The sequence below is a fragment of the Serratia sp. GW822-FHT06E05 genome, assembly GCF_058799445.1.
The window spans coordinates 230,814-256,535 of the sequence record NZ_JBXALM010000004.1; the positions used below are offsets into that span (position 1 = coordinate 230,814).

General features: G+C 56.9%; 24 protein-coding genes. 12 read left to right on the top strand and 12 right to left on the bottom strand.

Annotation, left to right across the window (positions count from 1 at the left end; translation table 11 throughout):
- The first annotated feature begins 13 nt into the window (after positions 1-13).
- Positions 14-2,176 carry a DNA helicase II gene (gene uvrD / locus AC1RKC_RS13120; protein WP_046375101.1) on the top strand — a complete coding sequence of 721 codons (2,163 nt, stop codon included), beginning with the start codon at positions 14-16 and terminating at the stop codon, positions 2,174-2,176.
- A 56-nt stretch (positions 2,177-2,232) separates the two neighbouring features.
- Here the strand turns inward: uvrD and AC1RKC_RS13125 are convergent, their stop codons facing one another.
- Positions 2,233-2,712, bottom strand: a complete 480-nt coding sequence (locus tag AC1RKC_RS13125; RefSeq protein WP_020824774.1) for a WbuC family cupin fold metalloprotein — start codon at positions 2,710-2,712, stop codon at positions 2,233-2,235.
- Between the two features lie 445 nt (positions 2,713-3,157).
- On the opposite strand from AC1RKC_RS13125, the gene corA reads away from it, so the two are divergent.
- Together corA and AC1RKC_RS13135 are read left to right on the top strand one after the other, a co-directional pair.
- Positions 3,158-4,108: a magnesium/cobalt transporter CorA gene (gene corA, locus AC1RKC_RS13130; protein ID WP_020824775.1), complete on the top strand. Its 951-nt coding sequence runs from the start codon at positions 3,158-3,160 to the stop codon at positions 4,106-4,108.
- Positions 4,109-4,219: 111 nt separating this feature from the next.
- Positions 4,220-5,278, top strand: coding sequence for an AbrB family transcriptional regulator (locus AC1RKC_RS13135; protein WP_493092566.1), 1,059 nt, complete (start codon positions 4,220-4,222; stop codon positions 5,276-5,278).
- A gap of 7 nt (positions 5,279-5,285) precedes the next feature.
- Here AC1RKC_RS13135 and rarD read toward each other — a convergent pair whose 3' ends face one another.
- Positions 5,286-6,173: an EamA family transporter RarD gene (rarD, locus tag AC1RKC_RS13140; RefSeq protein WP_020824777.1), complete on the bottom strand. Its 888-nt coding sequence runs from the start codon at positions 6,171-6,173 to the stop codon at positions 5,286-5,288.
- Between the two features lie 64 nt (positions 6,174-6,237).
- The gene (locus AC1RKC_RS13145; protein ID WP_020824778.1) at positions 6,238-6,708 is read right to left on the bottom strand and encodes a thioesterase family protein; all 471 of its coding nucleotides are present in this window, start codon (positions 6,706-6,708) and stop codon (positions 6,238-6,240) included.
- 201 nt (positions 6,709-6,909) lie between these two features.
- Here AC1RKC_RS13145 and pldA point away from each other — a divergent pair, with 201 nt between their 5' ends.
- From pldA to rhtC, 3 genes are read left to right on the top strand one after another with little or no spacing between them, the layout of a single operon-like run.
- Positions 6,910-7,788, top strand: a complete 879-nt coding sequence (gene pldA, locus AC1RKC_RS13150; RefSeq protein WP_020824779.1) for a phospholipase A — start codon at positions 6,910-6,912, stop codon at positions 7,786-7,788.
- 48 nt (positions 7,789-7,836) lie between these two features.
- Positions 7,837-9,669, top strand: coding sequence for an ATP-dependent DNA helicase RecQ (gene recQ, locus AC1RKC_RS13155; protein ID WP_020824780.1), 1,833 nt, complete (start codon positions 7,837-7,839; stop codon positions 9,667-9,669).
- Positions 9,670-9,681: 12 nt separating this feature from the next.
- Entirely contained in the window at positions 9,682-10,308 is a 627-nt protein-coding gene (gene rhtC / locus AC1RKC_RS13160) for a threonine export protein RhtC (RefSeq protein ID WP_020824781.1), read from the top strand.
- Between the two features lie 51 nt (positions 10,309-10,359).
- Here the strand turns inward: rhtC and rhtB are convergent, their stop codons facing one another.
- Positions 10,360-10,980, bottom strand: a complete 621-nt coding sequence (rhtB, locus tag AC1RKC_RS13165) for a homoserine/homoserine lactone efflux protein (RefSeq protein WP_020824782.1) — start codon at positions 10,978-10,980, stop codon at positions 10,360-10,362.
- Positions 10,981-11,115: 135 nt separating this feature from the next.
- Here rhtB and pldB point away from each other — a divergent pair, with 135 nt between their 5' ends.
- Positions 11,116-12,153: a lysophospholipase L2 gene (gene pldB / locus AC1RKC_RS13170; RefSeq protein ID WP_046374738.1), complete on the top strand. Its 1,038-nt coding sequence runs from the start codon at positions 11,116-11,118 to the stop codon at positions 12,151-12,153.
- Between the two features lie 11 nt (positions 12,154-12,164).
- Positions 12,165-12,965 (top strand): sugar/pyridoxal phosphate phosphatase YigL, encoded by an 801-nt coding sequence (yigL, locus tag AC1RKC_RS13175; protein WP_020824784.1) that lies wholly within the window; start codon positions 12,165-12,167, stop codon positions 12,963-12,965.
- A 35-nt stretch (positions 12,966-13,000) separates the two neighbouring features.
- Here the strand turns inward: yigL and glpQ are convergent, their stop codons facing one another.
- Together glpQ and glpT are read right to left on the bottom strand one after the other, a co-directional pair.
- Entirely contained in the window at positions 13,001-14,080 is a 1,080-nt protein-coding gene (gene glpQ / locus AC1RKC_RS13180) for a glycerophosphodiester phosphodiesterase (protein WP_020824785.1), read from the bottom strand.
- Positions 14,081-14,163: 83 nt separating this feature from the next.
- Complete coding sequence (glpT, locus tag AC1RKC_RS13185; protein WP_020824786.1) at positions 14,164-15,519, bottom strand: glycerol-3-phosphate transporter; 1,356 nt, start codon at positions 15,517-15,519, stop codon at positions 14,164-14,166.
- A 365-nt stretch (positions 15,520-15,884) separates the two neighbouring features.
- On the opposite strand from glpT, the gene glpA reads away from it, so the two are divergent.
- Genes glpA through glpC form a run of 3 tightly spaced genes read left to right on the top strand, consistent with a single transcriptional unit; the run spans position 15,885 to position 19,985 of the window.
- Positions 15,885-17,528, top strand: a complete 1,644-nt coding sequence (gene glpA / locus AC1RKC_RS13190) for an anaerobic glycerol-3-phosphate dehydrogenase subunit A (RefSeq protein ID WP_046374735.1) — start codon at positions 15,885-15,887, stop codon at positions 17,526-17,528.
- Complete coding sequence (gene glpB, locus AC1RKC_RS13195) at positions 17,518-18,789, top strand: glycerol-3-phosphate dehydrogenase subunit GlpB (protein WP_488765537.1); 1,272 nt, start codon at positions 17,518-17,520, stop codon at positions 18,787-18,789. Before glpA ends, glpB begins: the two co-directional genes overlap by 11 nt.
- Complete coding sequence (gene glpC / locus AC1RKC_RS13200) at positions 18,786-19,985, top strand: anaerobic glycerol-3-phosphate dehydrogenase subunit GlpC (RefSeq protein WP_262259377.1); 1,200 nt, start codon at positions 18,786-18,788, stop codon at positions 19,983-19,985. Before glpB ends, glpC begins: the two co-directional genes overlap by 4 nt.
- 46 nt (positions 19,986-20,031) lie before the next feature.
- Here the strand turns inward: glpC and AC1RKC_RS13205 are convergent, their stop codons facing one another.
- From AC1RKC_RS13205 to AC1RKC_RS13215, 3 genes are all read right to left on the bottom strand, one after another.
- Entirely contained in the window at positions 20,032-20,595 is a 564-nt protein-coding gene (locus AC1RKC_RS13205) for a DcrB family lipoprotein (RefSeq protein ID WP_048762234.1), read from the bottom strand.
- An 80-nt stretch (positions 20,596-20,675) separates the two neighbouring features.
- The gene (locus AC1RKC_RS13210; protein ID WP_020824791.1) at positions 20,676-21,110 is read right to left on the bottom strand and encodes a GNAT family N-acetyltransferase; all 435 of its coding nucleotides are present in this window, start codon (positions 21,108-21,110) and stop codon (positions 20,676-20,678) included.
- 40 nt (positions 21,111-21,150) lie between these two features.
- Complete coding sequence (locus AC1RKC_RS13215; protein ID WP_020824792.1) at positions 21,151-21,816, bottom strand: 7-cyano-7-deazaguanine/7-aminomethyl-7-deazaguanine transporter; 666 nt, start codon at positions 21,814-21,816, stop codon at positions 21,151-21,153.
- A 220-nt stretch (positions 21,817-22,036) separates the two neighbouring features.
- On the opposite strand from AC1RKC_RS13215, the gene tusA reads away from it, so the two are divergent.
- The gene (gene tusA / locus AC1RKC_RS13220) at positions 22,037-22,288 is read left to right on the top strand and encodes a sulfurtransferase TusA (protein ID WP_020824793.1); all 252 of its coding nucleotides are present in this window, start codon (positions 22,037-22,039) and stop codon (positions 22,286-22,288) included.
- Between the two features lie 13 nt (positions 22,289-22,301).
- On the opposite strand, the gene AC1RKC_RS13225 is transcribed toward tusA, so the two are convergent.
- The 3 genes from AC1RKC_RS13225 to AC1RKC_RS13235 are packed head-to-tail and all read right to left on the bottom strand — an operon-like array spanning position 22,302 to position 25,626.
- Positions 22,302-23,423, bottom strand: a complete 1,122-nt coding sequence (locus AC1RKC_RS13225; protein WP_493092565.1) for a DUF4056 domain-containing protein — start codon at positions 23,421-23,423, stop codon at positions 22,302-22,304.
- Positions 23,423-24,559, bottom strand: coding sequence for a BamA/TamA family outer membrane protein (locus tag AC1RKC_RS13230; RefSeq protein WP_493092564.1), 1,137 nt, complete (start codon positions 24,557-24,559; stop codon positions 23,423-23,425). The genes AC1RKC_RS13225 and AC1RKC_RS13230 overlap by 1 nt, the downstream gene beginning before the upstream one ends.
- Positions 24,559-25,626 carry a hypothetical protein gene (locus AC1RKC_RS13235; protein WP_116691456.1) on the bottom strand — a complete coding sequence of 356 codons (1,068 nt, stop codon included), beginning with the start codon at positions 25,624-25,626 and terminating at the stop codon, positions 24,559-24,561. The genes AC1RKC_RS13230 and AC1RKC_RS13235 overlap by 1 nt, the downstream gene beginning before the upstream one ends.
- Positions 25,627-25,722: the final 96 nt, after the last annotated feature.

The window sequence follows — 25,722 nt, forward strand, 5'->3', positions numbered from 1 at the left end:
ATTAATGGTGCCTATGGACGTTTCCGATCTGCTCGACAGCCTGAATGAAAAACAACGCGAAGCCGTGGCGGCGCCACGTGGCAACCTGTTGGTACTGGCCGGCGCGGGCAGCGGTAAAACACGGGTGCTGGTGCACCGCATCGCCTGGCTGCTGTCGGTAGAGAACTGTTCGCCGTATTCGATCATGGCGGTGACGTTCACCAACAAAGCCGCGGCGGAAATGCGCCACCGTATCGAACATCTGATTGGCACCAGTCAGGGTGGCATGTGGATCGGCACCTTCCACGGGCTGGCTCACCGGTTGCTGCGCGCACACCACATGGATGCCAATCTGCCGCAGGATTTCCAGATCCTCGACAGCGACGACCAGTTCCGCCTGCTCAAACGCATCGTCAAGGCGTTGAATATCGACGAGAAACAATGGCCCCCGCGTCAGGCGATGTGGTACATCAACGGCAAAAAAGATGAGGGCCTGCGCCCGCAACACGTCGAGACCTATAATAATCCGGTGGAGGCAACCTGGTTGCGTATCTACCAGGCCTATCAGGAAGCCTGCGATCGCGCCGGGCTGGTAGATTTTGCCGAGCTGTTGCTGCGCGCCCATGAGCTGTGGCTGAACAAACCGCATATCCTCAACCATTACCGCGAACGTTTTACCAACGTACTGGTGGATGAGTTTCAGGATACCAACAGCATTCAATATGCCTGGATCCGCCTGCTGGCCGGCAATAACAGCAACGTGATGATCGTGGGTGACGATGACCAGTCGATTTATGGCTGGCGCGGCGCTCAGGTGGAAAATATTCAACGTTTCCTGAAGGACTTCCCCGGTGCGCAGAGCGTCCTTCTGGAACAAAATTACCGTTCGACCAGCAATATTCTAAAGGCAGCCAACACCCTGATCGCCAACAACGGCGGGCGCATGGGTAAAAACCTGTGGACAGAGGGCGGGGATGGCGAACCTATTTCTATCTACTGCGCGTTCAACGAACTCGACGAGTCGCGCTTTGTCGTCGGCCGCATCAAAACCTGGCAGGAAAATGGCGGCGCACTGAATGACTGCGCCATCCTTTACCGCAGCAACGCCCAGTCGCGCGTGCTGGAAGAGGCGCTGCTGCAAACCGCCATGCCTTACCGCATTTACGGCGGGCAACGCTTCTTCGAACGTCAGGAAATCAAGGATGCGCTGGCCTATCTGCGGCTGATAGCCAACCGTAATGACGACGCTGCGTTCGAGCGCGTAGTAAATACCCCGACCCGTGGCATTGGCGACCGGACGCTGGACGAAGTGCGTCGAACGGCGCGCGATCGTCAATTGACCCTGTGGCAGGCCACCCGCGCCCTGCTGCAAGACAAGGTGCTGGCCGGCCGTGCGGCCTCTGCGCTGCAGCGCTTTACCGAACTGGTGGATTCACTGGCGCATGAAACCGCCGATATGCCCTTGCACGTACAGACCGACCGGGTGATCCGCGATTCGGGGCTGTTCATTATGTATGAGCAGGAAAAGGGCGAGAAAGGCCAGGCGCGTATCGAAAACCTTGAGGAGCTGGTGACGGCAACCCGTCAATACAGCTATCAGGATGAAGATCAGGATCTGATGCCGCTGCAGGCGTTTCTGTCGCACGCCGCGCTGGAGGCGGGCGAAGGCCAGGCCGATGCCTATCAGGATGCGGTGCAGTTGATGACCCTGCACTCGGCCAAGGGGCTGGAGTTCCCGCTAGTGTTTATCGTCGGTATGGAAGAGGGGATGTTCCCGAGCCAGATGTCGCTGGATGAAGGCGGGCGGCTGGAAGAAGAACGTCGTCTGGCCTACGTTGGCCTGACGCGTGCCATGCAGAAACTGACGCTGACCTATGCCGAAACGCGCCGTCTGTACGGCAAGGAAGTTTACCATCGGCCTTCGCGTTTTATCGGTGAACTGCCGGAGGAGTGCGTGGAAGAAGTGCGGTTGCGTGCCAGCGTATCGCGACCGGTGAGCCATCGTCGTATGGGCACGCCGATCGGTGAAAACGATACCGGCTACAAGCTGGGGCAGCGAGTGCGTCACCCTAAATTTGGCGAAGGCACCATCGTCAATCTGGAAGGCAGCGGCGAACACAGTCGGCTGCAAATTGCGTTCCCAGGGGAAGGCATCAAGTGGCTGGTGGCCGCCTATGCCAGATTGGAAACGGTGTAGCGGGGCAGTAGCCGCCGAACCCAAAGGGGCGAATCTCTTCGCCCCAGCACTCAGGCTTAAAGCGTACGGGTATAGCGATCGCCAACTTGCGCGGTGGCATACCAGCGCATAACAGCTTCGATGCCTTCACCACCTTCCGGAGGGGCCCAGTGCATGCAGTCCTCTTCCGACAGCGCCTGATAAGGCCCCTGTTTTACTTCGAACACCACGCCGCCGGGATCAACCGACAGCACGGCATGCCAGGTAAACGCCGGCATCTCCAGTACTTTGGTTTCTTCACCCAGCAGCGTGCGTTGGGTGACGACACCTTCCTCATTAAACTGCAATACCACAAAGCGGCCGCGCAGCGGTGTCAACAGTTCCCAGGTTTGTGGATGGCGGTGCGGTCGAATATAGGTGCCAGGTTCCATGGCAATCGCCAGTCGCTGCACCGGCTCGCTCAACTCGTCGTGTAACGTACGGTGCGCGCGCAGGCGAGCCACTTTAGCGGCCTGCTCACTCATGGCGGTCAGGTCGTGGGCGGTAATCTGTTTCATCGTTAAAGTCCGCAAGCTTATCGTGGCTTCATATTAGCAATATTCACCGACGCGGTCAGAGATCCCCGCGACTTTTTCGTGACCCTTTATCACGGATTAAACCGATTTTGTCCCATTGGTTATGGCGATGAATTGTTGCGCAATTATCGGGCCTAACCGGTTGACAGACTTTTTCTTCTCGGCGTAACATGCGCGCACTATTATCAATGAGGACATACGCCTTGGACACACCCAGTAGATACTGGCTCACTGACCTGGACAACAACAGGTACAACTTCTAAGGCTATCCCATCGAGCTGATAGCCTTCGTGGTTGTCGGCGACCTCTTAAGTGTCGCTACGAGTCAGATCCTTCATGGTCTGAAACAAGCTGGTGATGCAACACCCCTCTGTTTCTGTGCTTCCACGCGTTGTTTACCCCTGTCACCCTAAGGGAGTTTTAGCAGATGCTGAGCGCGTTTAAATTAGATAAAAGCCGCCTGTCCCGTCTGGAGTTGGATGACTCCGATGATCTTACCACCTCGCTGTGGGTTGATCTGGTTGAGCCGGAAGAAGGCGAGCGTGAACGCGTGCAAAACGAGCTGGGCCAAAGCCTGGCGACACGTCCGGAGCTGGATGATATCGAAGCCTCCGCGCGTTTCTTCGAAGACGAAGACGGCCTGCATATTCACTCCTTCTTCTACTTTGAAGATGCGGAAGACCATGCCGGTAACTCCACCGTAGCTTTCACCATCCGTGATGGCCGTCTGTATACCTTGCGCGAGCGTGAGCTGCCGGCGTTTCGCCTGTACCGCATGCGCGCACGTAACCTGACGATGGTGGACGGCAACGCTTACGAGCTGTTGCTGGATCTGTTCGAAACCAAAATTGAGCAGTTGGCGGACGAAATTGAAAACGTCTACAGCGATTTGGAAAAGCTCAGCCGGGTAATCATGGAAGGCCATCAGGGCGATGAATACGACGAAGCACTGTCGACGCTGGCCGAACTGGAAGATATCGGCTGGAAAGTGCGACTGTGTTTGATGGATACCCAGCGTGCGCTGAATTTCCTGGTGCGTAAGGCGAGGTTGCCGACCGGTCAGTTGGAGCAGGCGCGTGAAGTGCTGCGCGACATCGAATCTTTGCTGCCACACAACGAATCGTTGTTCCAGAAGGTGAACTTCTTGATGCAGGCGGCGATGGGCTTTATCAATATCGAACAGAACCGCATCATCAAGATCTTCTCGGTGGTGTCGGTGGTGTTCCTGCCACCGACGCTGGTGGCCTCAAGCTACGGGATGAACTTCGAGTTTATGCCGGAGCTGAAGTGGTCGTTCGGCTATCCGGGCGCCATCAGCCTGATGATCCTGGCGGGGCTGGCCCCGTACCTGTACTTCAAACGCAAGAACTGGCTGTAAGCTGACGGGCGAACTTGTTCGCCCGATATTTCTGCTGTCGACCAACGCTTAGCCTGCTAAATAGGGGTAGAATGCCCCTTTGGCTTATCTGTCCGTAAGGCATGCGTTTTGATGGAGAGGTTTCCCCGCTTGATCCAATGGTCAATCCTGCTGCTGGCTTCGCTGGTGCTGGGGTTTGGCCTGCAAAGATTCCATATTCCCGCTGCACTGTTGCTGGGGCCGATGATTGTCGGCGTGGCCATGGGGCTGCTGGGCGCCACGGTTCGCATTCCAGGTTACCTGTTCATCGCCGCACAGGCGGCGCTGGGCTGCATGATCGCGCAAAGTCTCTCTCCTGCTATTCTCACACCGTTACTGGATGACTGGCCTTTGGTGCTGCTGGTGTTGATCGCTACGCTGCTGGCCAGCGGAGTTTCAGGCTGGTGTCTGGTGCGTTATAGCAGTCTGCCGGGGCCAACCGGTGCCTGGGGCTCATCGCCCGGCGGGGCATCGGCGATGGTGGCGATGGCCGGGGATTTCGGTGCCGACGTGCGGCTGGTGGCGTTTATGCAATACCTGCGGGTGCTGTTTGTCGCAACCGCAGCGGCGATGGTGGCGCGCATTGGGTTGGGTGATGAAGCGGGGCATGGCGGCGCGATGCTGGAGTGGTTCCCTTCACTGGATTGGCGTTTCCCGGCGACGCTGGGCATTGCCGTGGTCGGCGCCTGGCTTGGCCCCCGGTTGCGTATTCCCTCCGGCGCGTTGTTGCTGCCGATGATCATCGGCGCGACGCTGCATTCCAGCGGTACCATGGCGTTACAGGTGCCGGAATGGCTGTTGGCCCTGGCTTATAGCCTGATTGGCTGGAGCGTCGGGCTGCGCTTCACCCGGCCGATTTTTTTGTTGGCGCTGCGTACCTTGCCGCAGATGGTGGTGTCGATCGTCGCGCTGATGCTGTTTTGCGGTCTGCTGGCATGGATGCTGACGCGTTTCCTGCCGGTGGATTTGATGACCGCCTATCTGGCGACCAGCCCGGGTGGGCTGGATACGGTGGCGATCATCGCCGCCGGCAGTCGGGTCGACATGTCTTTCGTGATGGCGATGCAGACGCTGCGCTTGTTCACCATCTTGCTGACTGGCCCGGCGATGGCACGATTCATTTCCAACCGCGCCACCCCGGCTTCAACTTAGCGCTGCTTCAACGCAGTTTACGTTGGGTATAGAGCGCGTCGAGGATAAACAACAGCAGTGCGGCCCAGATAAAGCCAAAGGTCACCAGCTTATCCTGGCCGACAGTTTCGCCATAGAAGGTGACGGCCAGCAGGAACATCAGCGTGGGGCCGAGATACTGGAAGAAGCCGAGTGTCGACAGGCGCAGGCGGGTGGCTGCGGCGGTAAAGAACAGCAGCGGTACGGTAGTGACGATGCCGGCTGCCACCAGCAGCAGGTTCAGCGACCAAGGGTTGGCGCTCAGGTGACTGGTTGGGCTGTCGGCGAACAGGAAAAGATACGCAGCCGCGACCGGCAGCAGCCACAGGGTTTCAATCAGCATGCCGGTTTGCGCGTCGATGGCGATCTTCTTGCGCAGCAGACCGTAGAACGCAAAGCTAAATGCCAGCCCCAGCCCGATAATCGGCAGCGAACCGAATTGCCATAGCTGAATCAACACGCCGGCGAATGCCAGTACCACCGCTATCCACTGCATGCGGCGGAAACGTTCACCCAGGAACAGCATCCCCAGCAGCACGTTCACCAGCGGGTTAATGAAATATCCCAGGCTGGCTTCCAGCATATGGTGGTTATTCACCGCCCAGATAAATAGCAGCCAGTTGCCGCCGATCAACACCGCGGTCACTGCCAACAAGAACAGCCGTTTGCGATTGTGGCAGGCGGCGCGCACCTGCGACCAGTTACGCCCGAGCGTGATCAGCGCCAGCATAAAGAAGAATGACCAAATAACCCTGTGGGTGAGGATCTCATCCGCAGGCACCTGTTGGATCAGTTTGAAATAGGCTGGAGCTATGCCCCAAATAAAATAGGCGGCCAGAGCAAAGAAGATGCCCTGCCGCGTTTGCTGTGCGTCCATGACGTTACTCAGATGGGAAAAACGGAGATGCGGTGAGTGTACTGAAGAGCCTCACCGCATACAATCACCCGACCAGATAGGTCGCGGTAGCGCTGGCGATGTGCAGGCCATCGTGGTTATGCAGTTCAACGCGGGCGACCGCGACTTTGTTGCCGCTGCGCAATACGCTGGCAGCCGCGATAAAGTGCTCGCCACGGCCCGGGCGCAGATAATCAACGCGCAAATCTATGGTGCCCATGCGCGACAGACGGCTAGCGACTTCTTCTTCGATCAGTGGATCCAGGCGCATCAGCACGCTACCGGCGCAGGCTAACCCGGCGGCGACGTCGAGCACCGAGGCGATCACCCCACCGTGCAGGATCTTCTGGGCCGCATTGCCAACCAGCTTGGGCTGATTGGTGAAACTCAGCTCCACGTAGTCGTCGTCAAAGCGGCGCAGCTCGAGACCCAGCTCGCGGTTAAACGGCATGTGATAAACAAAGATTTCGCCAATTTTTTGGCGTGCGGCTTCTAGTGTGAGTGGTGTGGTAGACATAAATACCCATTCTTGTTCTGTGTCGTAGGGAAGTAAACTGGTCAGTCCAGGTTAACCGTTTGTTGATATTATGCCTATATTTTGTTGCTTTCCAGACTAATCCAATAAATACACGCCGTGCTGCTGTAAAATCTCCTTTGTGTGTAAAATGGCCTGTTTTTATTTCAGAGTTTGTCATTTTTTGTTGGGGTGAGGAACGTTATGCGCATTTTGTCAGGGATCGTTTTGGCCACGCTGGCCGCGCCGCTGCTGGTACAGGCGGAAGAAGCCAAAGAGCAGCAAATTCATGATAAACCGGCGGTACGCGGCAGCATTATTGCCAACATGCTGCAGGATCACGACAACCCATTTACGCTGTATCCGTATGAAACCAACTATGTGTTGTATACCGATACCAGCAATATCAATAAAGAAGCCATTCAGTCCTATAACTGGTCCGATAACGCCCGCAAGGACGAGGTGAAGTTCCAGCTTAGTCTGGCATTCCCACTGTGGCGCGGCATTGCCGGCGACAACTCGGTGCTGGGTGCATCTTATACTCAGCGCTCCTGGTGGCAGCTGTCCAACCACGGTGAATCATCACCGTTTCGCGAAACCAACTACGAGCCGCAGGTGTTCCTCGGCTGGGCGACCGATTACCGCTTCGCCGGCTGGACATTGCGCGATGTGGAAGTGGGCCTCAATCACCAGTCCAACGGCCGTTCTGATCCCACCTCACGCAGTTGGAACCGCGGTTACGCGCGCTTTATGGCGCAAAACGGCAACTGGCAGGTGGATCTGAAGCCCTGGTTCCGTTTCTCGGAAAGCAGCAGCAGCGACGATAACCCGGATATCACCAAATACATGGGCTACTACCGCCTGAAAGTCGGTTATGCCTGGGGTGACAGCATCTTCAGCGTCGACAGCCACTATAACTGGAACAGCGGCTACGGCGGCGCGGAAATGGGTTGGAGCTACCCGATCAGCAAGCACGTGCGTTTCTACACGCAAGTCTTCAGCGGTTACGGCGAATCCTTGATTGATTACAACTTCCGGCAGACACGGGTTGGCGTTGGTGTCATGCTTAACGATATTATGTAATCCGGCCGTCATACAGGCGTCGCTACGCAGCAAAAAATGGGGAAGTGTGTGTCAACCGCAGCAGTGATAAACAAAGAGTTGCTGGCAGAGCAGGTATTACGCGATACCTTCGGCTATCAGCAATTCCGACCGGGTCAACAAACGATTATCAACACGGCGATCGGCGGGCAGGATTGCCTGGTTGTTATGCCGACCGGCGGCGGTAAATCCTTGTGCTATCAAATCCCGGCGCTGGTGATGGATGGCCTGACGTTAGTGGTTTCCCCGTTGATTTCGCTGATGAAAGATCAGGTCGATCAGCTGTTGGCCTATGGCGTTTCCGCCGCCTGCTATAACTCGACGCAAACGCGTGAGCAGCAGCTCGAAGTGATGGCGGGGTGCCGCAGCGGCCAGATCAAAATGCTGTACATCGCTCCCGAGCGGCTGATGATGGACAGCTTTCTCGATCTGCTCGACCACTGTCCGCCGGCGTTGCTGGCAGTAGACGAAGCACACTGTATCTCGCAGTGGGGCCACGACTTCCGCCCAGAATACCGTGCCTTGGGGCAGTTGAAGCAACGCTTCCCCGCGATGCCGGTGATAGCCCTGACGGCGACAGCCGATGAATCTACCCGTGGCGACATCGTGCGCCTGCTGGCACTGCAGGACCCTCTGGTACAGGTCAGCAGCTTTGACCGGCCGAACATCCGCTATACGCTGGTGGAGAAGTTTAAACCTCTCGATCAACTGTGGCGTTTTGTACAGGACCAACGCGGCAAAAGCGGCATTATTTACTGCAACAGCCGGGCCAAGGTGGAAGACACCACCGCGCGCCTGCAAAGCCGTGGGCTGAGCGTGGGTGCCTATCACGCCGGGCTGGACAACGATCGCCGCGCCCAGGTGCAGGAAGCGTTCCAGCGTGACGATTTACAGGTGGTGGTGGCCACCGTCGCCTTTGGTATGGGCATCAATAAACCGAACGTGCGCTTTGTGGTGCACTTTGATATTCCGCGCAATATCGAATCTTATTATCAGGAAACTGGCCGCGCCGGGCGCGATGGCCTGCCCGCCGAAGCTATCTTGCTGTATGACCCGGCCGATATGGCCTGGCTGCGCCGCTGCCTGGAAGAAAAGCCTGCCGGACAACAGTTGGACATCGAGCGCCACAAGCTGAACGCCATGGGCGCATTTGCCGAAGCGCAAACCTGCCGCCGTCTGGTGCTGCTTAACTATTTTGGCGAGGGCAAACATCAGAACTGCGGCAACTGCGATATCTGCCTGGATCCGCCCAAGCGCTACGACGGGCTGGAAGATGCGCGCAAAGCACTGTCTTGTGTCTATCGCGTCGGGCAGCGTTTCGGTTTGGGCTACATTGTCGAGGTGTTACGCGGCTCCAATAATCAGCGTATCCGCGAATACGGCCATGAAAAGTTGCCGGTGTACGGCATTGGCCGCGACCAAACCACCGAACACTGGACCAGCGTGCTGCGTCAGTTGATCCACCTGGGGTTTATCACTCAGAACATTGCCATGCATTCGGCATTGCAGCTGACCGAGGCTGCACGCCCGGTGTTGCGCGGCGAGCTGGAGCTGCAACTGGCGGTGCCACGCATTCAAAGCCTGAAATCGCGTGGCAGTGCCAACCAGAAATCCTACGGCGGCAACTACGATCGCAAACTGTTTGCCAAACTGCGCAAGCTGCGTAAATCGATTGCCGATGAAGAAAATATTCCGCCTTACGTGGTGTTTAACGATGCTACGCTGCTGGAAATGGCGGAACAGATGCCAATCAAGGCCGGCGATCTGTTGAGCGTTAACGGCGTTGGCCAGCGTAAGCTGGAGCGTTTTGGCGCCCCGTTTATGGCGATGATCCGCGATCATCTCGATAATGACGAAGACTAAGGGCAGTAAATCATGCTGATGTTATTTCTGACCGTGGCGCTGGTGCACCTGATTGCGCTGATGAGCCCGGGGCCGGACTTCTTTTTTGTTTCGCAAACCGCCGCCAGCCGTTCACGCCGTGAGGCGATGATGGGGGTAGTGGGCATCTCGCTGGGCATCGTCGTCTGGGCAGGTGTGGCGCTGATGGGTCTGCACCTGATCCTGCAAAAAATGGCCTGGCTGCATCAGGTTATTATGGTGGGCGGGGGGATTTACCTGTGCTGGATGGGCTGGCAGCTGCTGCGCTCCGCACGCTCTCAGAATGCACAATCAACGCCAGCGCCGGAAGTGAAAGTGGCCTTGCCTAAGCCGGGACGCAGCTTTATTCGCGGTTTTCTGACCAACCTGTCAAACCCAAAGGCCGTTATCTATTTCGGCAGCGTGTTCTCACTGTTTGTCGGTGACGACGTGGGCGCCGGTGCGCGCTGGGGGCTGTTCCTGTTGATCATCGCCGAGACTTTTGTCTGGTTCAGCCTAGTGGCCGTGGTGTTTGCGCTACCGGCAATGCGCCGGGGCTATCAACGCCTGGCGAAATGGATCGACGGACTGGCGGGGGTATTGTTCACCGGTTTCGGCTTGCACCTGATCTTTACCCGTTAATTTTGGGGCAGTGAACCAGAGGGCCGAACAGCGATGTTCGGCCCTTTTGCATCAGGCTTTTCGGGCCGTGGCCAGCAGCCCTGCGACCAGGATGAACAGCGAGCCAAAGATGCGGTTCAGCAGTTGCATTTGGCGTGGGGTCTTCAGCCAACCGGCAATACGGGTCGCCAAAGTGGCGTAGCCAATCATCACGATGATATCGACCACCACCGTAGTGACGCCGAGTACCAGGTACTGCTCGGCTTGGGGCTGATTGGGCAAAATAAACTGTGGAAACAGCGCCGCCAGAAAAACGATGCTTTTCGGATTGGTCAGATTCACCAGCACGGCGCGGCGGAACAGACGGCGGCGCGGCATGGTGCCCGCCAGCGTATGCAAGTCCAGCGAACCGGCGGCGCGCCACTGCTGAATACCGAGCCACACCAGATAAGCGGCACCCAGCCATTTCAGCAATTCAAAAGCCATCAGCGACTGCGAGATCAGCGCCCCCAGGCCAATGCCCACCAGCAGGATATGCAGGCTCAGCCCGACCTGCAGCCCGGCGATCGAGGCTGCTGCCCCGCGATAACCGTGGCTGATGCCGGTGCTCATGGTGTTGATCGCTCCAGAGCCGGGTGACAGGCTGAGGATAAGGGTTGTCAGCAGGTAGGTTAGCCACCAGTCCAAAGTCATTGCAGTGCTCCCTGAAAGCGCCAATTTGTGCCAAAATGATTCGGTTTTTGTAGGAATTGAATCACAATACGCTAGTATTATTTCTTGTGCCAGCGGTCACATTTTTACCGCTGGCGGCTCAGGGAAAAGCATTTGATGACGTCGTTTACTCTCAGCACCGATGACTGGTTAACGCGTGAAACGCAGTTTGCTGCTTTCGCCACCGGCCCGCTGCTGGACTTTTGGCGGCTGCGTGAGGAGGGCGAGTTCATCGGCGTTGGCGGCGTACCCATCCGCTTCGTACGATTCTGTTCTGCGCGTCATCAGCGGGTGGTGGTGGTAAGCCCCGGCCGCATCGAAAGTTACGTTAAATATCCTGAGGTTGCCTACGATCTGTTCCAGTGTGGCTATGATGTGATGATTTTAGATCACCGTGGGCAAGGCCGTTCCGGCCGTTTGCTGGCGGATACGCACCGTGGTCATGTGATAAACTTCAGCGATTACGTCGACGATTTCACCCAGTTCTATCAGCAGGAAGTGAAGCCACGCGGTTACCGGCAACGCTTTGCGCTGGCGCACTCAATGGGGGGCGCGATCCTGGCGCAATTCCTGGCTCGTCAGCCGCAGGCCTTTGACGCCGCCGCGTTTTGTGCGCCAATGTTCGGCATTTATTTACCGATGCCGGGTTGGATGGCCAATCGCATTCTTGACTGGGCGGAGAAGCACCCGAAGGTGCGTGAGTACTATGCGATAGGCACCGGCCAGTGGCGCCCACTGCCGTACGTGGTCAACGTGTTGACCCACAGTCGTGAACGTTATCGGCGCTGCTTGCGCTATTACGCCGACTATCCCGAGCTGCAGGTGGGGGGGCCCACTTACCATTGGGTGCGAGAAAGTCTCCAGGCCGGTCGGGATATCATCGCTCAGGCGGCTAACATCACTACGCCGCTATTGTTATTGCAGGCCGGGGAGGATCGGGTGGTCGACAACCGCTCTCACCAGGCTTTTTGTCAGGCATTGTCAGAAGCGGGGCACCCTTGCGAAGGGGAAAAACCGCAGGTTATCGAAGGCGCACGGCATGAGATCCTGTTTGAGCGGGACGCGATGCGCGCCGAAGCACTGAACGCAATCCTGCGTTTCTTTGCTCAACACTTAGGTGGTACCCCTACCGCCGACCACTCCATCAGAGGTTAGAACATACCGCTATGTATCACGTCGTCGCTTCCGATTTAGATGGCACGCTGCTGTCACCTGACCACACCTTGTCCCCGTACGCCAAAGAGACCTTGAAGCTGCTGACCCAGCGTGGGGTACATTTCGTCTTCGCTACCGGGCGTCACCATATCGACGTTGCGCAGATCCGCGATAACCTCGACATCAGCGCCTTTATGATCACGTCCAACGGCGCTCGCGTGCACAACACCGACGGTGAGCTGATTTTCAGCCATAACCTGGCCGAAGACATTGCCCGCGACCTTTACGGCATGCTGCATAACGATGCCGATATCACCACCAACGTCTACCGCAACGACGACTGGTACATCAACCGCGAAAGCCCTGAACAGAAAGAGTTTTTCCAGGAATCCATTTTCCAGTACCAGTTGTTCGAACCGGGCCTGTTGGAAACCGACGGCGTGTGCAAGGTGTACTTCACCTGCGACGATCACGAAAAGCTGCTGCCGCTGGAAGATGCCATCAATGCACGCTGGGGCGATCGGGTTAACGTCAGCTTCTCGTTCCCAACCTGTCTGGAAGTGATGGCGGGTGGCGTGTCAAAAGGGCATGCGCTGGAAGAAGTGGCCAAGATCATCGGTTATACGTTGAAAGAGTGCATCGCCTTCGGCGACGGCATGAACGATCTGGAAATGCTGTCGATGGCCGGTAAAGGCTGCATCATGCGCGACGCGCATCAGCGTTTGAAAGATAAACTGCCTGAGCTGGAAGTCATTGGCTCAAACGTCGACGACGCGGTGCCACATTACCTGCGGAAAATGTTCCTGGGTTGATATGAACAGGGCGCCTTGCGGCGCCCTGATTGGTATTACTTGTGCTGGCCCTGCTTTTGCAGGAATTGCACGCCCTTGTCAGGGAAGTCGGTGAACACGCCGTCCACGCCCGCCTGGTTGTAAATCACGTCATACAGCTGATTCACGTCGGTCACGTAGTCTGGCAGCGCATCGGCGCGGATGGTGAATGGGTGCACCGCCAACTTGTTGGCATGCGCTTCTTTCACCATGTCGGTCAGCACCACCTTGCCCGGCTTGGATTTTTCCGCCACCACCAGCATGTGGTAGTCCGGTCCGATGCCGTCGGCATACTGGGCGATTTGCTTCATCGCGCCCGGTTTGAACATCCAGTCATAGTCGTATTCCACCCATTTGCCGTCGGCTTTCTGCTCATAGGTTTCCTGCCACTTGTTATAGGCGATCAGTTGGATCAGCTTCAGATCCATGCCCATTTTCGGTTCCAGCTCGGTTTTAATCCGCTTCAGCTCGTTGGCATCGAAGCATTGCAGATAAACGTTATCGCCCTTGCCGGTGTAGCCGTACTGTTTCAGAACCGCCAGCACCTTGCTGGAAATGTCTTTCCCTTCCTGCTTATGGAACCACGGCGCTTTGATTTCCGGGTAAATACCGATGTTTTTGCCGGTTGAATGATTCAACCCCTGCACAAATTCGATCTCTTCCTGGAAGGTATGGACGCGGAAGTCGGATTTACCCATCGGGAAACGACCCGGGTAGCCCTGTACCTTCTTGCCATTTTCGATCTCAAAACCTTCGGTGAACTTCAGCGACTTGATTTCAGGCAGCGTAAAGTCGATGGCGTAATAACGGCCGTCTTTGCGCGCGCGGTCCGGGAAACGCTCTGCTACGTCGGTGACGCGATCGAGGTAGTGGTCATGCAACACCACCAGCTCGTTGTCCTTGGTCATCACCAGATCTTGTTCGAGGAAATCCGCGCCCTGCGCGTAGGCCATGGCCTTCGCCGGCAGCGTGTGTTCCGGCAGATAACCGCTGGCGCCACGGTGGGCGATCACCACCTTGTCGGCGGCTTGTGCGGCGCTGACCATTGAGGTGGCCAGGATAATCCCTGCCAGCAGGGCTTTGACTTGAGTCCGCATATTGTTGTTCTCCATGTTGTAGGTGCAGGGGTAGTAAAAAGGCCGCAAGGCGGCCTTTAAATAATGCGAAAGTTGTATGACGCTTAACCGCGTTTGTTGGCAGCGATTTCCGCGTGGTGTTTTTTCTCGCTCATCATGGTCAGCAACAGCAGCACTACCGCGCCGATGCTACCGCCAATCATCACCATAAAGCCGCCGTCCCAACCGAAGTAGTCAACGGTGTAGCCGACGATGGCGCTGGCTGCAACAGAGCCGCCCAGGTAACCGAACAGACCGGTGAAGCCTGCGGCGGTGCCGGCGGCTTTCTTCGGTGCCAGTTCCAGTGCGTGCAGGCCGATCAGCATGACCGGGCCGTAAATCAGGAAGCCGATGGTGATCATACAGGCCATATCGATGCCAGGATTACCGACCGGGTTCAGCCAGTAAACGACGGTGGCAATGGTCACCAGCGTCATGAAGAACACGCCGGTAGCGCCGCGGTTACCCTTGAACACCTTGTCCGACATCCAGCCGCACAGCAGGGTGCCCGGAATACCGGCATACTCGTACAGGAAGTAAGCCCAGGAAGACTTGTCCAGCGCGAAGTGTTTCACTTCTTTCAGGTAGGTCGGTGACCAGTCCAGAATGCCGTAACGCAGCAGATAAACGAACACGTTAGCTACGGCGATGTACCACAGCAGTTTGTTCGGCAGGATGTATTGCATGAAGATCTGCTTGGCCGTCAGCTCTTCTTCCGCTTTGTCGGTGTAGTCGTCCGGATAATCGTTTTTGTATTCTTCAATCGGCGGCAGGCCGCAGGATTGCGGGGTGTCGCGCATCAGGGCAAAGGCGATCAGGGCTACCAGAATGGCACCGAAGGCCGGCATGTACAGCGCCGCGTGCCAGTCGTTGAACCAGGCCATACCCAGCAAGAACAGCAGCGGTGGCAGACCGCCACCCACGTTATGGGCGCAGTTCCAGACCGAAACGATACCGCCACGCTCTTTCTGCGACCACCAGTGCACCATGGTACGGCCACAAGGCGGCCAGCCCATGCCCTGGAACCAACCGCACAGGAACAGCAGCACGAACATGACCGCGATGCTCGATGTCGCCCATGGAACGAAGCCCATGAACAGCATGACCGCAGCAGCCAAAATCAGGCCGGCGGGCAGGAACACGCGAGGGTTGGAGCGGTCAGAAACCGACCCCATGATAAATTTGGAGAAACCGTAGGCGATGGAAATACCGGACAGCGCGAAACCGAGGTCACCGCGGCTGAAGCCCTGGTCAATCAGGTAAGGCATGGCCAGGGTGAAGTTCTTGCGCACCAGGTAGTATGCGGCATAACCGAAGAAAATCCCCATAAATATTTGCCAGCGCAATTTACGGTACAGCGGGTCGACTTTGTCGACCGGCACACGTGAAATGTGTGCTGCCGGCTTAAAAATACTCAACATGAGCGCCTCCGATGGCTTTATCTAGTTATCACATCAATATGATCTTTTACGTTCATTTGATGATTGAGCGGATATCGAATGTGGTGTTTTTTTGTTCCATAACGAGCGTCATCCTAGTCAAAACCGCCTGGTGTCGCTGTGATGAATGGCGCAAATGTTACACTTTTATGAAACACCGGCGGATTTTGAGCGATTCGTTAACGTTATGAAATAGAAAAACGCCTAAAAATCGTGATTGTGATCACATTCGTGGTTTTTTGTGGACATTTTACTTTCGTTTTAAGTTCGTTATTGTTCCTTATCAAACAAAGACCCCAATGACTGTGGCCCAATAGGGCAATAACCACGGATCCAGAGGGAGCGTCATGAGCAGCCATTCAGCAGAAAACGAAACGGATGTGATCATCATTGGCGGCGGCGCGACCGGCGCGGGCATTGCTCGTGACTGCGCACGCCGCGGACTGCGTTGCATACTGCTGGAGCGTCATGATATCGCGACCGGCGCGACCGGGCGCAACCACGGCCTGCTGCACAGCGGTGCGCGTTATGCGGTAACCGACGGCGAATCTGCGCGCGAATGCATAGAAGAGAACCGTATCCTCAAACGCATTGCGCATCACTGTATTGAGCGAACCGACGGGCTGTTTATCACCCTGCCGCAGGATTCACTGGCTTACCAACAGCAGTTTATTGTCTCCTGCCACAGCGCCGGTATCAACGCTGAAGCTATTGATCCGCAGTTGGCGTTGCGGCTGGAGCCGGCAGCTAATCCGGCGCTCATCGGTGCCGTGCGCGTGCCGGACGGTACTGTCGATCCTTTCCGTTTGACCGCCGCCAATATGCTCGATGCCCGTGAGCACGGCGCGCAGATCCTCACTTATCACCAGGTGGTCGGTTTATTACGCACGGGCGATCGCGTTACCGGAGTGCGTGTTTTCGACCATCAATCGTCGCGCCGTTACGATATTCACGCCGAAGTGGTGGTCAACGCCGCCGGTATCTGGGGTCAGCAGATTGCAGAATATGCCGATCTGCGAATTCGCATGTTCCCGGCCAAGGGCGCTTTGCTGATCCTGGGTCATCGCATCAACAACATGGTGATCAACCGCTGCCGCAAGCCGGCGGACGCCGACATTCTGGTGCCGGGCGACACCATCTCGCTGATTGGCACCACCTCCACCCACATTGACTATGACCAGATCGACAACATGCTGGTGACCCCGCAGGAAGTGGACATTTTAATCCGCGAGGGTGCGTTGCTGGCACCTGAATTGGCGCAAACCCGAATTCTGCGTGCTTATGCCGGCGTTCGGCCTCTGGTAGCCAGTGACGACGACCCTAGCGGTCGCAACGTCAGCCGTGGCATCGTGCTGCTCGATCATGCCAGCCGCGACGGCCTGGAAGGCTTTATCACCATCACCGGCGGTAAGCTGATGACCTATCGGCTGATGGCGCAGTGGGCGACCGATAAAGTGTGTGAAAAGCTTCGGGCAGACAGCCCCTGCACTACCGCACAGGAGGCGTTGCCGGGTTCTCGTCAGTCGGCGGAAGAAACGGTGCGTAGCGTGGTGTCTTTGCCTGCCAGTATTCGTGGCTCGGCGGTTTATCGCCACGGCGACCGTGCAAACCGCGTACCGGCGGGGGATCGGTTGGACAACAGCCTGGTGTGCGAATGCGAAGCGGTGACCGCCGGCGAGGTGCGTTATGCGGTTAACTCTCTCACCGTCAATAACCTGGTCGATTTGCGTCGCCGTACCCGCGTTGGCATGGGCACCTGCCAGGGGGAGCTTTGCGCCTGCCGTGCCGCGGGGCTGCTGACACGCTTTAACGTCACCACCCCGCAGCAGTCGATCGACCAGCTATCGCATTTCCTCAACGAGCGTTGGAAAGGCGTCCGGCCTATCGCCTGGGGCGATGCGCTGCGCGAAAGTGAATTTACCAGTTGGGTTTACCAGGGATTGTGCGGGCTCGATGCCCGGGGGGAACAGGAGGCCGATGATGCGATTTGACGTAGTGGTGATTGGCGGTGGCCTGGCGGGTATGACCTGCGCCATCCGCCTGGCGGAACAGGGCAAGCGCTGTGCGGTGGTCAGTTCTGGCCAGAGTGCACTCTATTTTTCATCCGGCTCGCTTGATCTGTTGGCGCAACTGCCCGACGGCACCCCGGTGACAGAGCCATTGGCGGCGCTGTCCGCACTGGCAACACAGGCACCCCGGCATCCCTATGCGTTGATCGGTGCCGAGCGGGTGGCGGCGCTGTCGGGTGAAGCTGCATCGCTGCTACAGCGCTGTGGGCTTGATTTGCAGGGTGGCAGCGAACGCAATCATCTGCGCATCACGCCGCTGGGCACGCGCCGGGCCACCTGGCTCAGCCCGCAGGCTATCCCCGTTACGCCGTTAGGCGGTGAACTGCCGTGGCGGCACATTGCGGTGATCGGTATTGAAGGATTTTTGGATTTTCAGCCACAGTTGGCCGCGAGTTCCCTGACGCAGGCCCTGGACGTTCGGGCTGAGGTGGCGGATATGCACTTGCCGGCGCTGGACCGGCTGCGCAATAACCCCAGTGAGTTCCGAGCGGTAAATATCGCCAGGGTACTGGATCTGCCGGAAAACCTGACGCCAATGGCGGACGAGCTTCGGCGGTTGGCTGCGGACGCCGAGGCGATATTCTTGCCGGCCTGTCTGGGGCTGGAGGATGACGCGCCATTGGCGGCGCTGCAGGCGGCGGTCGGCAAACCGATTCGCCTGCTGCCGACGCTGCCGCCTTCGGTACTGGGGATGCGGTTGCACCAGGCGCTGCGCTCGCGATTACAGCAATTGGGCGGCGTTTTTATGCCGGGGGACAGCGTGCTGCGAGCGGATATTGAAGCCGGGCGAGTCATCGGTGTTTATACCCGCAACCACACTGACATTCCGTTGGTGGCGCAGCAGGTGGTGCTGGCCAGCGGCAGTTTTTTCAGTAATGGGCTGGTGGCGGACTTCGACGGCATACGTGAACCGGTATTTGGACTGGATGTCGACAGTAAGGCGGAGCGTGCAGACTGGAGTTGTCGCGAGCTGTTTGCTCCGCAACCCTATTTGCAGTTTGGGGTACGCACCGATAACCAACTGCGTGCCCTAAGGCAGGGAGAGCCTTTGAGTAACCTGTATGCCATAGGGGCGGTGACCGGCGGCTACGATCCGCTGCAGCAGGGCTGCGGTGCAGGTGTTTCGTTGGTGGGAGCATTGCATGTCGCGCAACAGATTGCGGCACAGGAGGAGCAACCATGAGCCTGCGCAAAGACAACAGTTTTGAGAACTGCATCAAGTGCACCGTCTGCACCACCTATTGCCCGGTGGCCAAGGTCAATCCGCTTTATCCCGGGCCCAAGCAGGCGGGGCCGGACGGCGAACGCCTACGGTTAAAAGATCCGGCGCTGTACGACGAAGCGCTGAAGTATTGCACCAACTGCAAACGCTGTGAGGTGGCCTGCCCGTCCGACGTCAAAATTGGCGATATCATTCAGCGGGCGCGTGCCGACTTTGCCCAGAGCAAGCCGACGCTGCGCGACGCCATCCTCAGTCATACCGATATCATGGGCTCACTGTCGACGCCGTTTGCGCCGATCGTCAACGCTGCCACCGGGTTAAAGCCGGTGCGCGCGCTGCTGGACAAGGCGTTGAAAATTGATCACCGTCGCGAACTGCCCAAATACTCGTTCGGCACCTTCCGCCGCTGGTACCGCCAGCAAGCGCAGGCCCAACAGCGTTACGCCGAGCAGGTGGCTTTTTTCCACGGCTGCTTCGTCAATTACAACCATCCACAGCTGGGTAAGGATCTGATCAAAGTTTTCAATGCGATGGATATCGGCGTGCAGCTGCTTAAGCGCGAAAAATGCTGCGGTGTGCCGCTGATTGCCAACGGCTTTATCGCCCAGGCCAAGAAACAGGCCAAGGTGAATGCCGAATCGCTGCATGAGGCGGTGTTGGAGCGCGGTATCCCTGTAGTGGCCACATCATCGAGCTGTACTTTTACGCTGCGTGACGAATACCCGCATTTGCTGGAGGTGGATACCTCGGCGGTGCGTGAACGGGTGGAGCTGGCGACGCGCTATCTGTACCGCCTGCTCAATCAGGGGCGCAGCCTGCCGCTGAAGCGCACGCCATTGCGGGTGGCCTACCATACGCCGTGTCACATGGAGAAAATGGGCTGGACGGCTTATACGCTGGAATTATTGCGGCAGATACCGGGGCTGGAGCTGGTGGTATTAGATTCGCAGTGTTGCGGCATTGCCGGCACCTACGGATTTAAATCCGAGAACTATGCGACTTCGCAAGGGATTGGCGCATCGCTGTTTCGCCAGATTGAGGAGAGTGGGGTCGATTTGGTGGTGACGGACTGCGAAACTTGTAAATGGCAAATCGAGATGTCGACCAGCAAGCGCTGCGAACACCCGATTACCCTGTTGGCACAGGCCCTGGCGTAGGGCGCAGCAGTGTGAACTGCGCCCTATAGGCTGAGTCAGTAAAAGTTTACTTGTTCAGTTTCAGCGTTTTGATGATGCCTTCGGCTTCACTTTGCGCCTGCTGCTGGTTATCCGCCGGCAGCGTCACCTGAATGGTCAGCATGTTGTTATCCAGCGTGCCGATCAGGATGGAGGAGTAGGCCTTCTCGCCGCCGCTGGTAATGATGCTGTCCAACTGACGCAGCGGCACGCCGTTTACGTCGATGGCTTTGTTGGTGACCACCTGCAGGTTCGCATCACGCGCGCGCTGGGTATCTTCCAGACGCTTGCTCAGGGTTTCCAGACTGTCGGCGGTTTTGTCGCCGAGGATCACGATCACTGCGCGTTGGCCGGTACTGTCGGCGTAAACGTGCATGTTGTTCGCCTGATTACCCAGCTTGCCGCTTTGGTCCGCCATACCGACCGGCAGGGTGAACGCCAGCTTACCCTCCAGCAAGCTTACCTGTTGCCCGGCCGGTGCGCTGGCTGCGGCATCGCCCGCCGGCGCTTTGGTGTCTTTGGTTTCGCCGTCGCAGGCCGCGAGGCCAAGCACTAACAGGCTGATACCCATCAATTTTGCTACTTTACGCATTGGGCTTCCTTCTTCCTTTCAGGTAGGGTTTCACTGCCGTATCGCAACCTATTCCAGGGTGAAATGCAAGGCAGATGTTGTCACAAGGTTTTCTCAAGTAATAGCCGATAATCAGCCACTTCGCCTTTCTTTTCCAGTTGAACAATCTGATAGTGATTGTTGATAAGCATCATCAGCATCGCACGGAACTGATTCCGGGTTTTCACCCTCAACTGGTGATAACCCTGCGCCCGTGCCCAGTTTTCCTGCTCGGCCAATAGCGCTAACGCCACACCGTGGCGGCGACAAGCCGGCAATACGGCACCCAACCAGCTGTAAAACACTCGGTCTTGTTGCTGATAACCGAGCTTGAAACCGGCAGCCTGGCCGTCGACTTCGGCGATCAGTGCGGCCATCGGGAGTGAGCCGATGCGCTGTTGCAGATCGTTGAGGTTGTGCAGATTGCCGAATTCGGGGATTTGTTGATACAGACGATGAATTTCTTCGAGGGTGGCGTGGCGGGTGGTGACGGTCATGGCGGCCTCCGGATGGGTAGGCCGCCAATGATAACACGGGTCAGCTCGGTTGCAGGCTGCTGTCGCCCTGGCGAGCGGCAATGCGTTTGAGCAGCATATTCAGCAGCACGCCATACATTGGCAGGAAGAACAGCATGCAGATCAGCACCTTGAAGCTGTAATCGACCAGCGCAATCTCGACCCAGTTGTTGGCCATAAAGGCGTCGCTGCTCTTGTAGAATGCAATAAAGAAGAACGACAACGTGTCGCTGATATTGCCGAGGAACATGGCCGCGGCAGGGGCCACCCACCAGGCGCTGCGCTGGCGTAACCGGTTGAAAACGTGTACGTCGAGGATCTGACCGAGCACGTAAGCCATAAAGCTGGCGACGGCGATACGTGCGACAAACAGGTTAAAGCTACCCAGTGCGGCAAACCCCTGCCATTCCCCCTGATAGGTGACGGTGGAGATGACGTACGAGATAAACAGGGCCGGCACCATCACCGAAAGAATGATGCGTCTCGCCAGCGGGGCGCCAAAAATACGCACCGTCAGGTCGGTTGCCAGAAAGATAAATGGGAAGGTAAACGCACCCCAGGTGGTATGGAAACCGAAAATGGACATCGGCAACTGCACCAGGTAGTTACTGGAGGTAATGATGACAATATGGAACAGCGATAGCCAGACCAACGCGGTGAGGCGCTGTCGAGCGGTAAACGAATACATGTTGTAGCCTTTTTAGCAGTGGGGTGAGGGAACCCAGAATGTCTTGTCTGTGCAGCGAAATAAGCTGCGCGGCCGCATGATACGCGTTTGCGCAACCAATGCAATGGTTAAATTTAACGCAAACGTTAACGCATCTTGCACAGAAAAACTACCGGCGTAAACTAGGCGCTAATGAGATGCGGCGAGCGTACGCCGATCGCTTTTGACCGAGAAAAATTGCATGACTGACTTGTTTGCCCAGGCCGACCAGACGCTTGATGCGCTGGGGCTGCGCTGTCCGGAACCGGTAATGATGGTGCGTAAAACCGTGCGCCATATGGATAACGGTGAAACCCTGCTGATTATTGCTGACGATCCGGCCACCACCCGCGATATTCCGGGTTTTTGCCGTTTTATGGAGCACACGCTGGTGGCGCAGGAAACTGAAAAAACGCCTTACCGCTATTTATTGCGTAAAGGTGTTGAGCGCTAATCGCCGCTTTTGCCTAGCGTTTTTGCAGTATTTGCTGTGCGTCCGATGCGCGAGCATGCATTGCCAGCCCCCTGAAATCCTGCGGGCGGTAATAGTGGGGCGGCACCGGCAGAGAATGCATCGCATCCGTCGGCCAGAGTTGCAGTTCACCCAGCTTTGCCAGCCAGAACCCCTGAACCTGCAGCGGTAACATCAGGCGTTGTGGGGCGGTGTTTTCGAACGGCGGCAGAGCCGGCAGGCGATTGCTGCCGGTCGTGTAATCCCGTTTTAAGACCAGAAACTTCTCCGGTACCCGGCGATGGCTGTCCCACCAGTCGCCGTCAATCCCGTCAAACTGCCGCTGAGTTGCCCTGATGGAGACGGCGCCAAGCTGGTGCAGGGCCTGGGGGAGCAAATTCTCCATGGCGTGGTTGTAGGCCGTTATGGAAACCGCCTGCCCCTGCAAGATAGCATCGATCGCCAGCCGTGATCCCAGCAGGTTGGAATACAAATCTTCCGGTGAAAAAGCCGAAACCTCCTCAGAAAACCCCGGTACCGACTGATAGCCATACCACTGTGCCACTTCATGCCACGCCGCCATTTGAAAGGCGAGTTCTCCTGCCAAATACGCCGCGAGCGTATAGCGCTGCGCAGCATCCTGAGGCGGGGTAAAGGCGTTCAGCTGGATACGGCGTATTGCCAACTCGGGGCTAAGATCGATATTCCATTGCTGGCCCAATCGGGGTAGCAGTTGGCTGAACAGGAAAAGGGTATTGTCGGCGGTGTCGCGTACGTGAGCGATATCGATAAATCCCCCGCGGCGGGTGTACATCACCCCCAATTGCTCGCTGCCAAGTCCCATCAAGTTGCTAACGGCATTGAAAGCGCTGTCGTTATAGTGGTGACGGCCAAGCCGGTCGGCATCCACCAGGTTACCCAACTGATAAAAGGGGACTGGGATACCCCAAACTTGCGCTTTGAGGTTGTAGCCAAAGGCACAGCAGGGGCGCAAACCATCCGGCGGGGACAGCGGCGCAGCCACCGGCCAGGCGATACGGCTTTCGTTGATGGGTTGCGAGGTCACCAACGTTTCCACGGGTTTGGCAGATAGCGCGGAAGTAAACGACAACAAAACCAGCAGTACAACAGAGCGCATTAAAAAGCTTCCCCAACCTGAAAGTAAAATCCACTGCTGCCACGTCCGATGCCAAAATCGAGCCGCACGTTCATTTTCGGTTTGAATTCAAAACGGTAACCCGCTCCCAGCGTGGGTAACCAGGGCCCCTGGCCCAAATCGCCAGCCTTGCTACTTAGCGTTCCCGCGCCGGCCCAAAGAACGTAACCGTGGCGCCAGTTCAGCTTGCGACGATACTCGATCTGGCTGCTGAACACATTTCTGTCGCGATAGCGGCCTTGATAATAGCCGCGCATGCGTTTGTCGTCACCCAGGCCGGACAGCCTGTCCCAGGGTACCTCGCCCGTCGTCAGGCGGCTGTAAGCGTCTAACGCCAGCACGCTTTTCGCACTCAAGCTGTGGTAGGCATTGTACTGGCCTTCTACAGCATTGAAACGGCTGTCGCCGCCCAACTCTGGCGCAAAATAGGTGTCGCTCAGGTGAAGATACTGACCACGGCTGGCATTAGAAACGAAGTCGCGCGTATCGTAACTCAGCGAACCGCTGACTCCTGAACTTAGCGATGAAACGCCGGCTTTTTGGGCTCTTAACAGGCTACTGTCATCCTCATCACTCTTGCTGGCGTGCGTCGAGGAAAAATCCCAGCCCACCCCCGCGTAGGTGGCATTGGCAATGCGATACAGCAGCTGTGGGGCTATCTGGAATGCCTGCTGCGTGTACTTTTCTTTGTTGCCGTTGTTATGCCCAGCCTGGTAACCGGTGCCCCAGAAATAGGTGGGCATATTATTCAGCGAGCCGTCGGCAAAAAAACGCCATTGGTCGTCAGCGAAAAAACTGTGGTTTTGGAAACCGACGCCGAAGGCACCGGTGGTGCTGAAAAAGCCCTTTAACGCCAGCGTCGAGTTTTGGCTGACTTTATCCTGGCTGTCCGGGCGATATATCCCCACGACGGCGGTACCGATGCCAAGACCGAGTTCTGGCGTATAGAATGGGCCGGGCAAGACTCCCCAATCGATGGCTTTGCTGCTGTCGAATTGGTTGTTAGACCCCAAAGGGGCCAACATTTCATCTATTTGCTGGCGTGACAACAAAGTGGCGTGAGCTCCGGGTAGCAGAACCAACAATACCAGCGGCAAACTGCGGATCGATATTGCCATCAGAAGCGATATTCACCGGAGACCATAAAGCTGTTACGTTCGCTAAAGCCAAATTCGGTCAACAGGTTAAAGTGTCTGGTGATCTCGTATTGCGTGCCAATCAGTACGTTCCACGGCGATTGCAGGTGCTGTTTCACGTCAAAACGGCCTTCACCCTGCTGATTGGCCATCATCATCAGGCTCTGAAGTTCGGTTGGCATTTTTAAATCACTCAGGCTGCCTTTGAACCTCTGCTGGACGTCCTGATACATGGTGCCGACCCACAGGTTGAGATGGGTTTGGCCACTGATACCGGGCACCAGGAAGCGGTAACCTACCCGAGGCGACACCGTCAGTGCGGAAATCTGACCATCAAGGATATCGAAATTGGTGCGGGTGTAGTTGGTATCGACCGAGGTGAACCAGTTCTCATATCCCCCAACCAGCGTGAAACCGGCGCCGTAAGTGGTGCCTTTAAAATCGAGCTTAAAATCCAGATCGCGCAGTTGCCCACTTTGATTCATGCGGTGCACCTGACCCGCGATAACCTTGTTCAGGAAGCCTTTTTGTTGACTGGGATCGGCGTCTACGGAAACCTGGGACAGCGAGCTGCCTTTGGTATGGCCGATGATCCCGTAAACATTGAGGAATGGCAGTACCCAGGTGTCCAGACGCATGGTTTCCGTTTTGCTTTTCTCGCGAGTTTTGCCCACGTCGATGTTGAACAAATTGGATGGCAAGGGAGTTTTACCCAGGCTGAGGCCGGAAAATTGGATACTGTCGACATCGATATTTTGCCGCATGTTCATGTAGTTGATGCCGATCCCGAAGGGTTCCGGCAGATCATAACCACGGGCGCGTGCTTCATCCCCCCAAATCGGCAACAGGCGATGCTCAGGCTGGGGTTTTGCCTTGGGCGCATCGTTATGCTGGGCTGCGGGTAAGGCGTTAGGGGTGGTGAAAAGGGGGCGATCGGCGCTATCAATGAGTTGCTCTGTGGCGGCAGAGTCAGGCTGCTGCGCCAGAGCCAGTGTAGGGATAAAAGGGACGACGATCAGGTTCAGGATTTTAAAATATAGCGGTTTCATTCATTCGGCCATGACTCTGATAAGTTAAGTAGGCTTATCGGGTTTCAGGAATAGGTGGCGGAAGAATATAGAAAGGCATGCTGGTTTTATGGTTAT

Excerpts from the sequence above, each read along its gene's own strand:
- AC1RKC_RS13230 (WP_493092564.1), bottom strand. The coding sequence starts at position 24,559 with ATGGCAATATCGATCCGCAGTTTGCCGCTGGTATTGTTGGTTCTGCTA.
- pldA (WP_020824779.1), top strand. The coding sequence starts at position 6,910 with ATGCGCATTTTGTCAGGGATCGTTTTGGCCACGCTGGCCGCGCCGCTG.
- rhtC (WP_020824781.1), top strand. The coding sequence starts at position 9,682 with ATGCTGATGTTATTTCTGACCGTGGCGCTGGTGCACCTGATTGCGCTG.
- glpA (WP_046374735.1), top strand. The coding sequence starts at position 15,885 with ATGAGCAGCCATTCAGCAGAAAACGAAACGGATGTGATCATCATTGGC.
- glpQ (WP_020824785.1), bottom strand. The coding sequence starts at position 14,080 with ATGCGGACTCAAGTCAAAGCCCTGCTGGCAGGGATTATCCTGGCCACC.
- corA (WP_020824775.1), top strand. The coding sequence starts at position 3,158 with ATGCTGAGCGCGTTTAAATTAGATAAAAGCCGCCTGTCCCGTCTGGAG.
- AC1RKC_RS13215 (WP_020824792.1), bottom strand. The coding sequence starts at position 21,816 with ATGTATTCGTTTACCGCTCGACAGCGCCTCACCGCGTTGGTCTGGCTA.
- tusA (WP_020824793.1), top strand. The coding sequence starts at position 22,037 with ATGACTGACTTGTTTGCCCAGGCCGACCAGACGCTTGATGCGCTGGGG.
- AC1RKC_RS13235 (WP_116691456.1), bottom strand. The coding sequence starts at position 25,626 with ATGAAACCGCTATATTTTAAAATCCTGAACCTGATCGTCGTCCCTTTT.
- AC1RKC_RS13125 (WP_020824774.1), bottom strand. The coding sequence starts at position 2,712 with ATGAAACAGATTACCGCCCACGACCTGACCGCCATGAGTGAGCAGGCC.
- AC1RKC_RS13135 (WP_493092566.1), top strand. The coding sequence starts at position 4,220 with ATGGAGAGGTTTCCCCGCTTGATCCAATGGTCAATCCTGCTGCTGGCT.
- AC1RKC_RS13210 (WP_020824791.1), bottom strand. The coding sequence starts at position 21,110 with ATGACCGTCACCACCCGCCACGCCACCCTCGAAGAAATTCATCGTCTG.
- AC1RKC_RS13145 (WP_020824778.1), bottom strand. The coding sequence starts at position 6,708 with ATGTCTACCACACCACTCACACTAGAAGCCGCACGCCAAAAAATTGGC.
- AC1RKC_RS13205 (WP_048762234.1), bottom strand. The coding sequence starts at position 20,595 with ATGCGTAAAGTAGCAAAATTGATGGGTATCAGCCTGTTAGTGCTTGGC.
- uvrD (WP_046375101.1), top strand. The coding sequence starts at position 14 with ATGGACGTTTCCGATCTGCTCGACAGCCTGAATGAAAAACAACGCGAA.
- glpB (WP_488765537.1), top strand. The coding sequence starts at position 17,518 with ATGCGATTTGACGTAGTGGTGATTGGCGGTGGCCTGGCGGGTATGACC.
- glpC (WP_262259377.1), top strand. The coding sequence starts at position 18,786 with ATGAGCCTGCGCAAAGACAACAGTTTTGAGAACTGCATCAAGTGCACC.
- glpT (WP_020824786.1), bottom strand. The coding sequence starts at position 15,519 with ATGTTGAGTATTTTTAAGCCGGCAGCACACATTTCACGTGTGCCGGTC.
- rarD (WP_020824777.1), bottom strand. The coding sequence starts at position 6,173 with ATGGACGCACAGCAAACGCGGCAGGGCATCTTCTTTGCTCTGGCCGCC.
- rhtB (WP_020824782.1), bottom strand. The coding sequence starts at position 10,980 with ATGACTTTGGACTGGTGGCTAACCTACCTGCTGACAACCCTTATCCTC.
- yigL (WP_020824784.1), top strand. The coding sequence starts at position 12,165 with ATGTATCACGTCGTCGCTTCCGATTTAGATGGCACGCTGCTGTCACCT.
- pldB (WP_046374738.1), top strand. The coding sequence starts at position 11,116 with ATGACGTCGTTTACTCTCAGCACCGATGACTGGTTAACGCGTGAAACG.
- AC1RKC_RS13225 (WP_493092565.1), bottom strand. The coding sequence starts at position 23,423 with ATGCGCTCTGTTGTACTGCTGGTTTTGTTGTCGTTTACTTCCGCGCTA.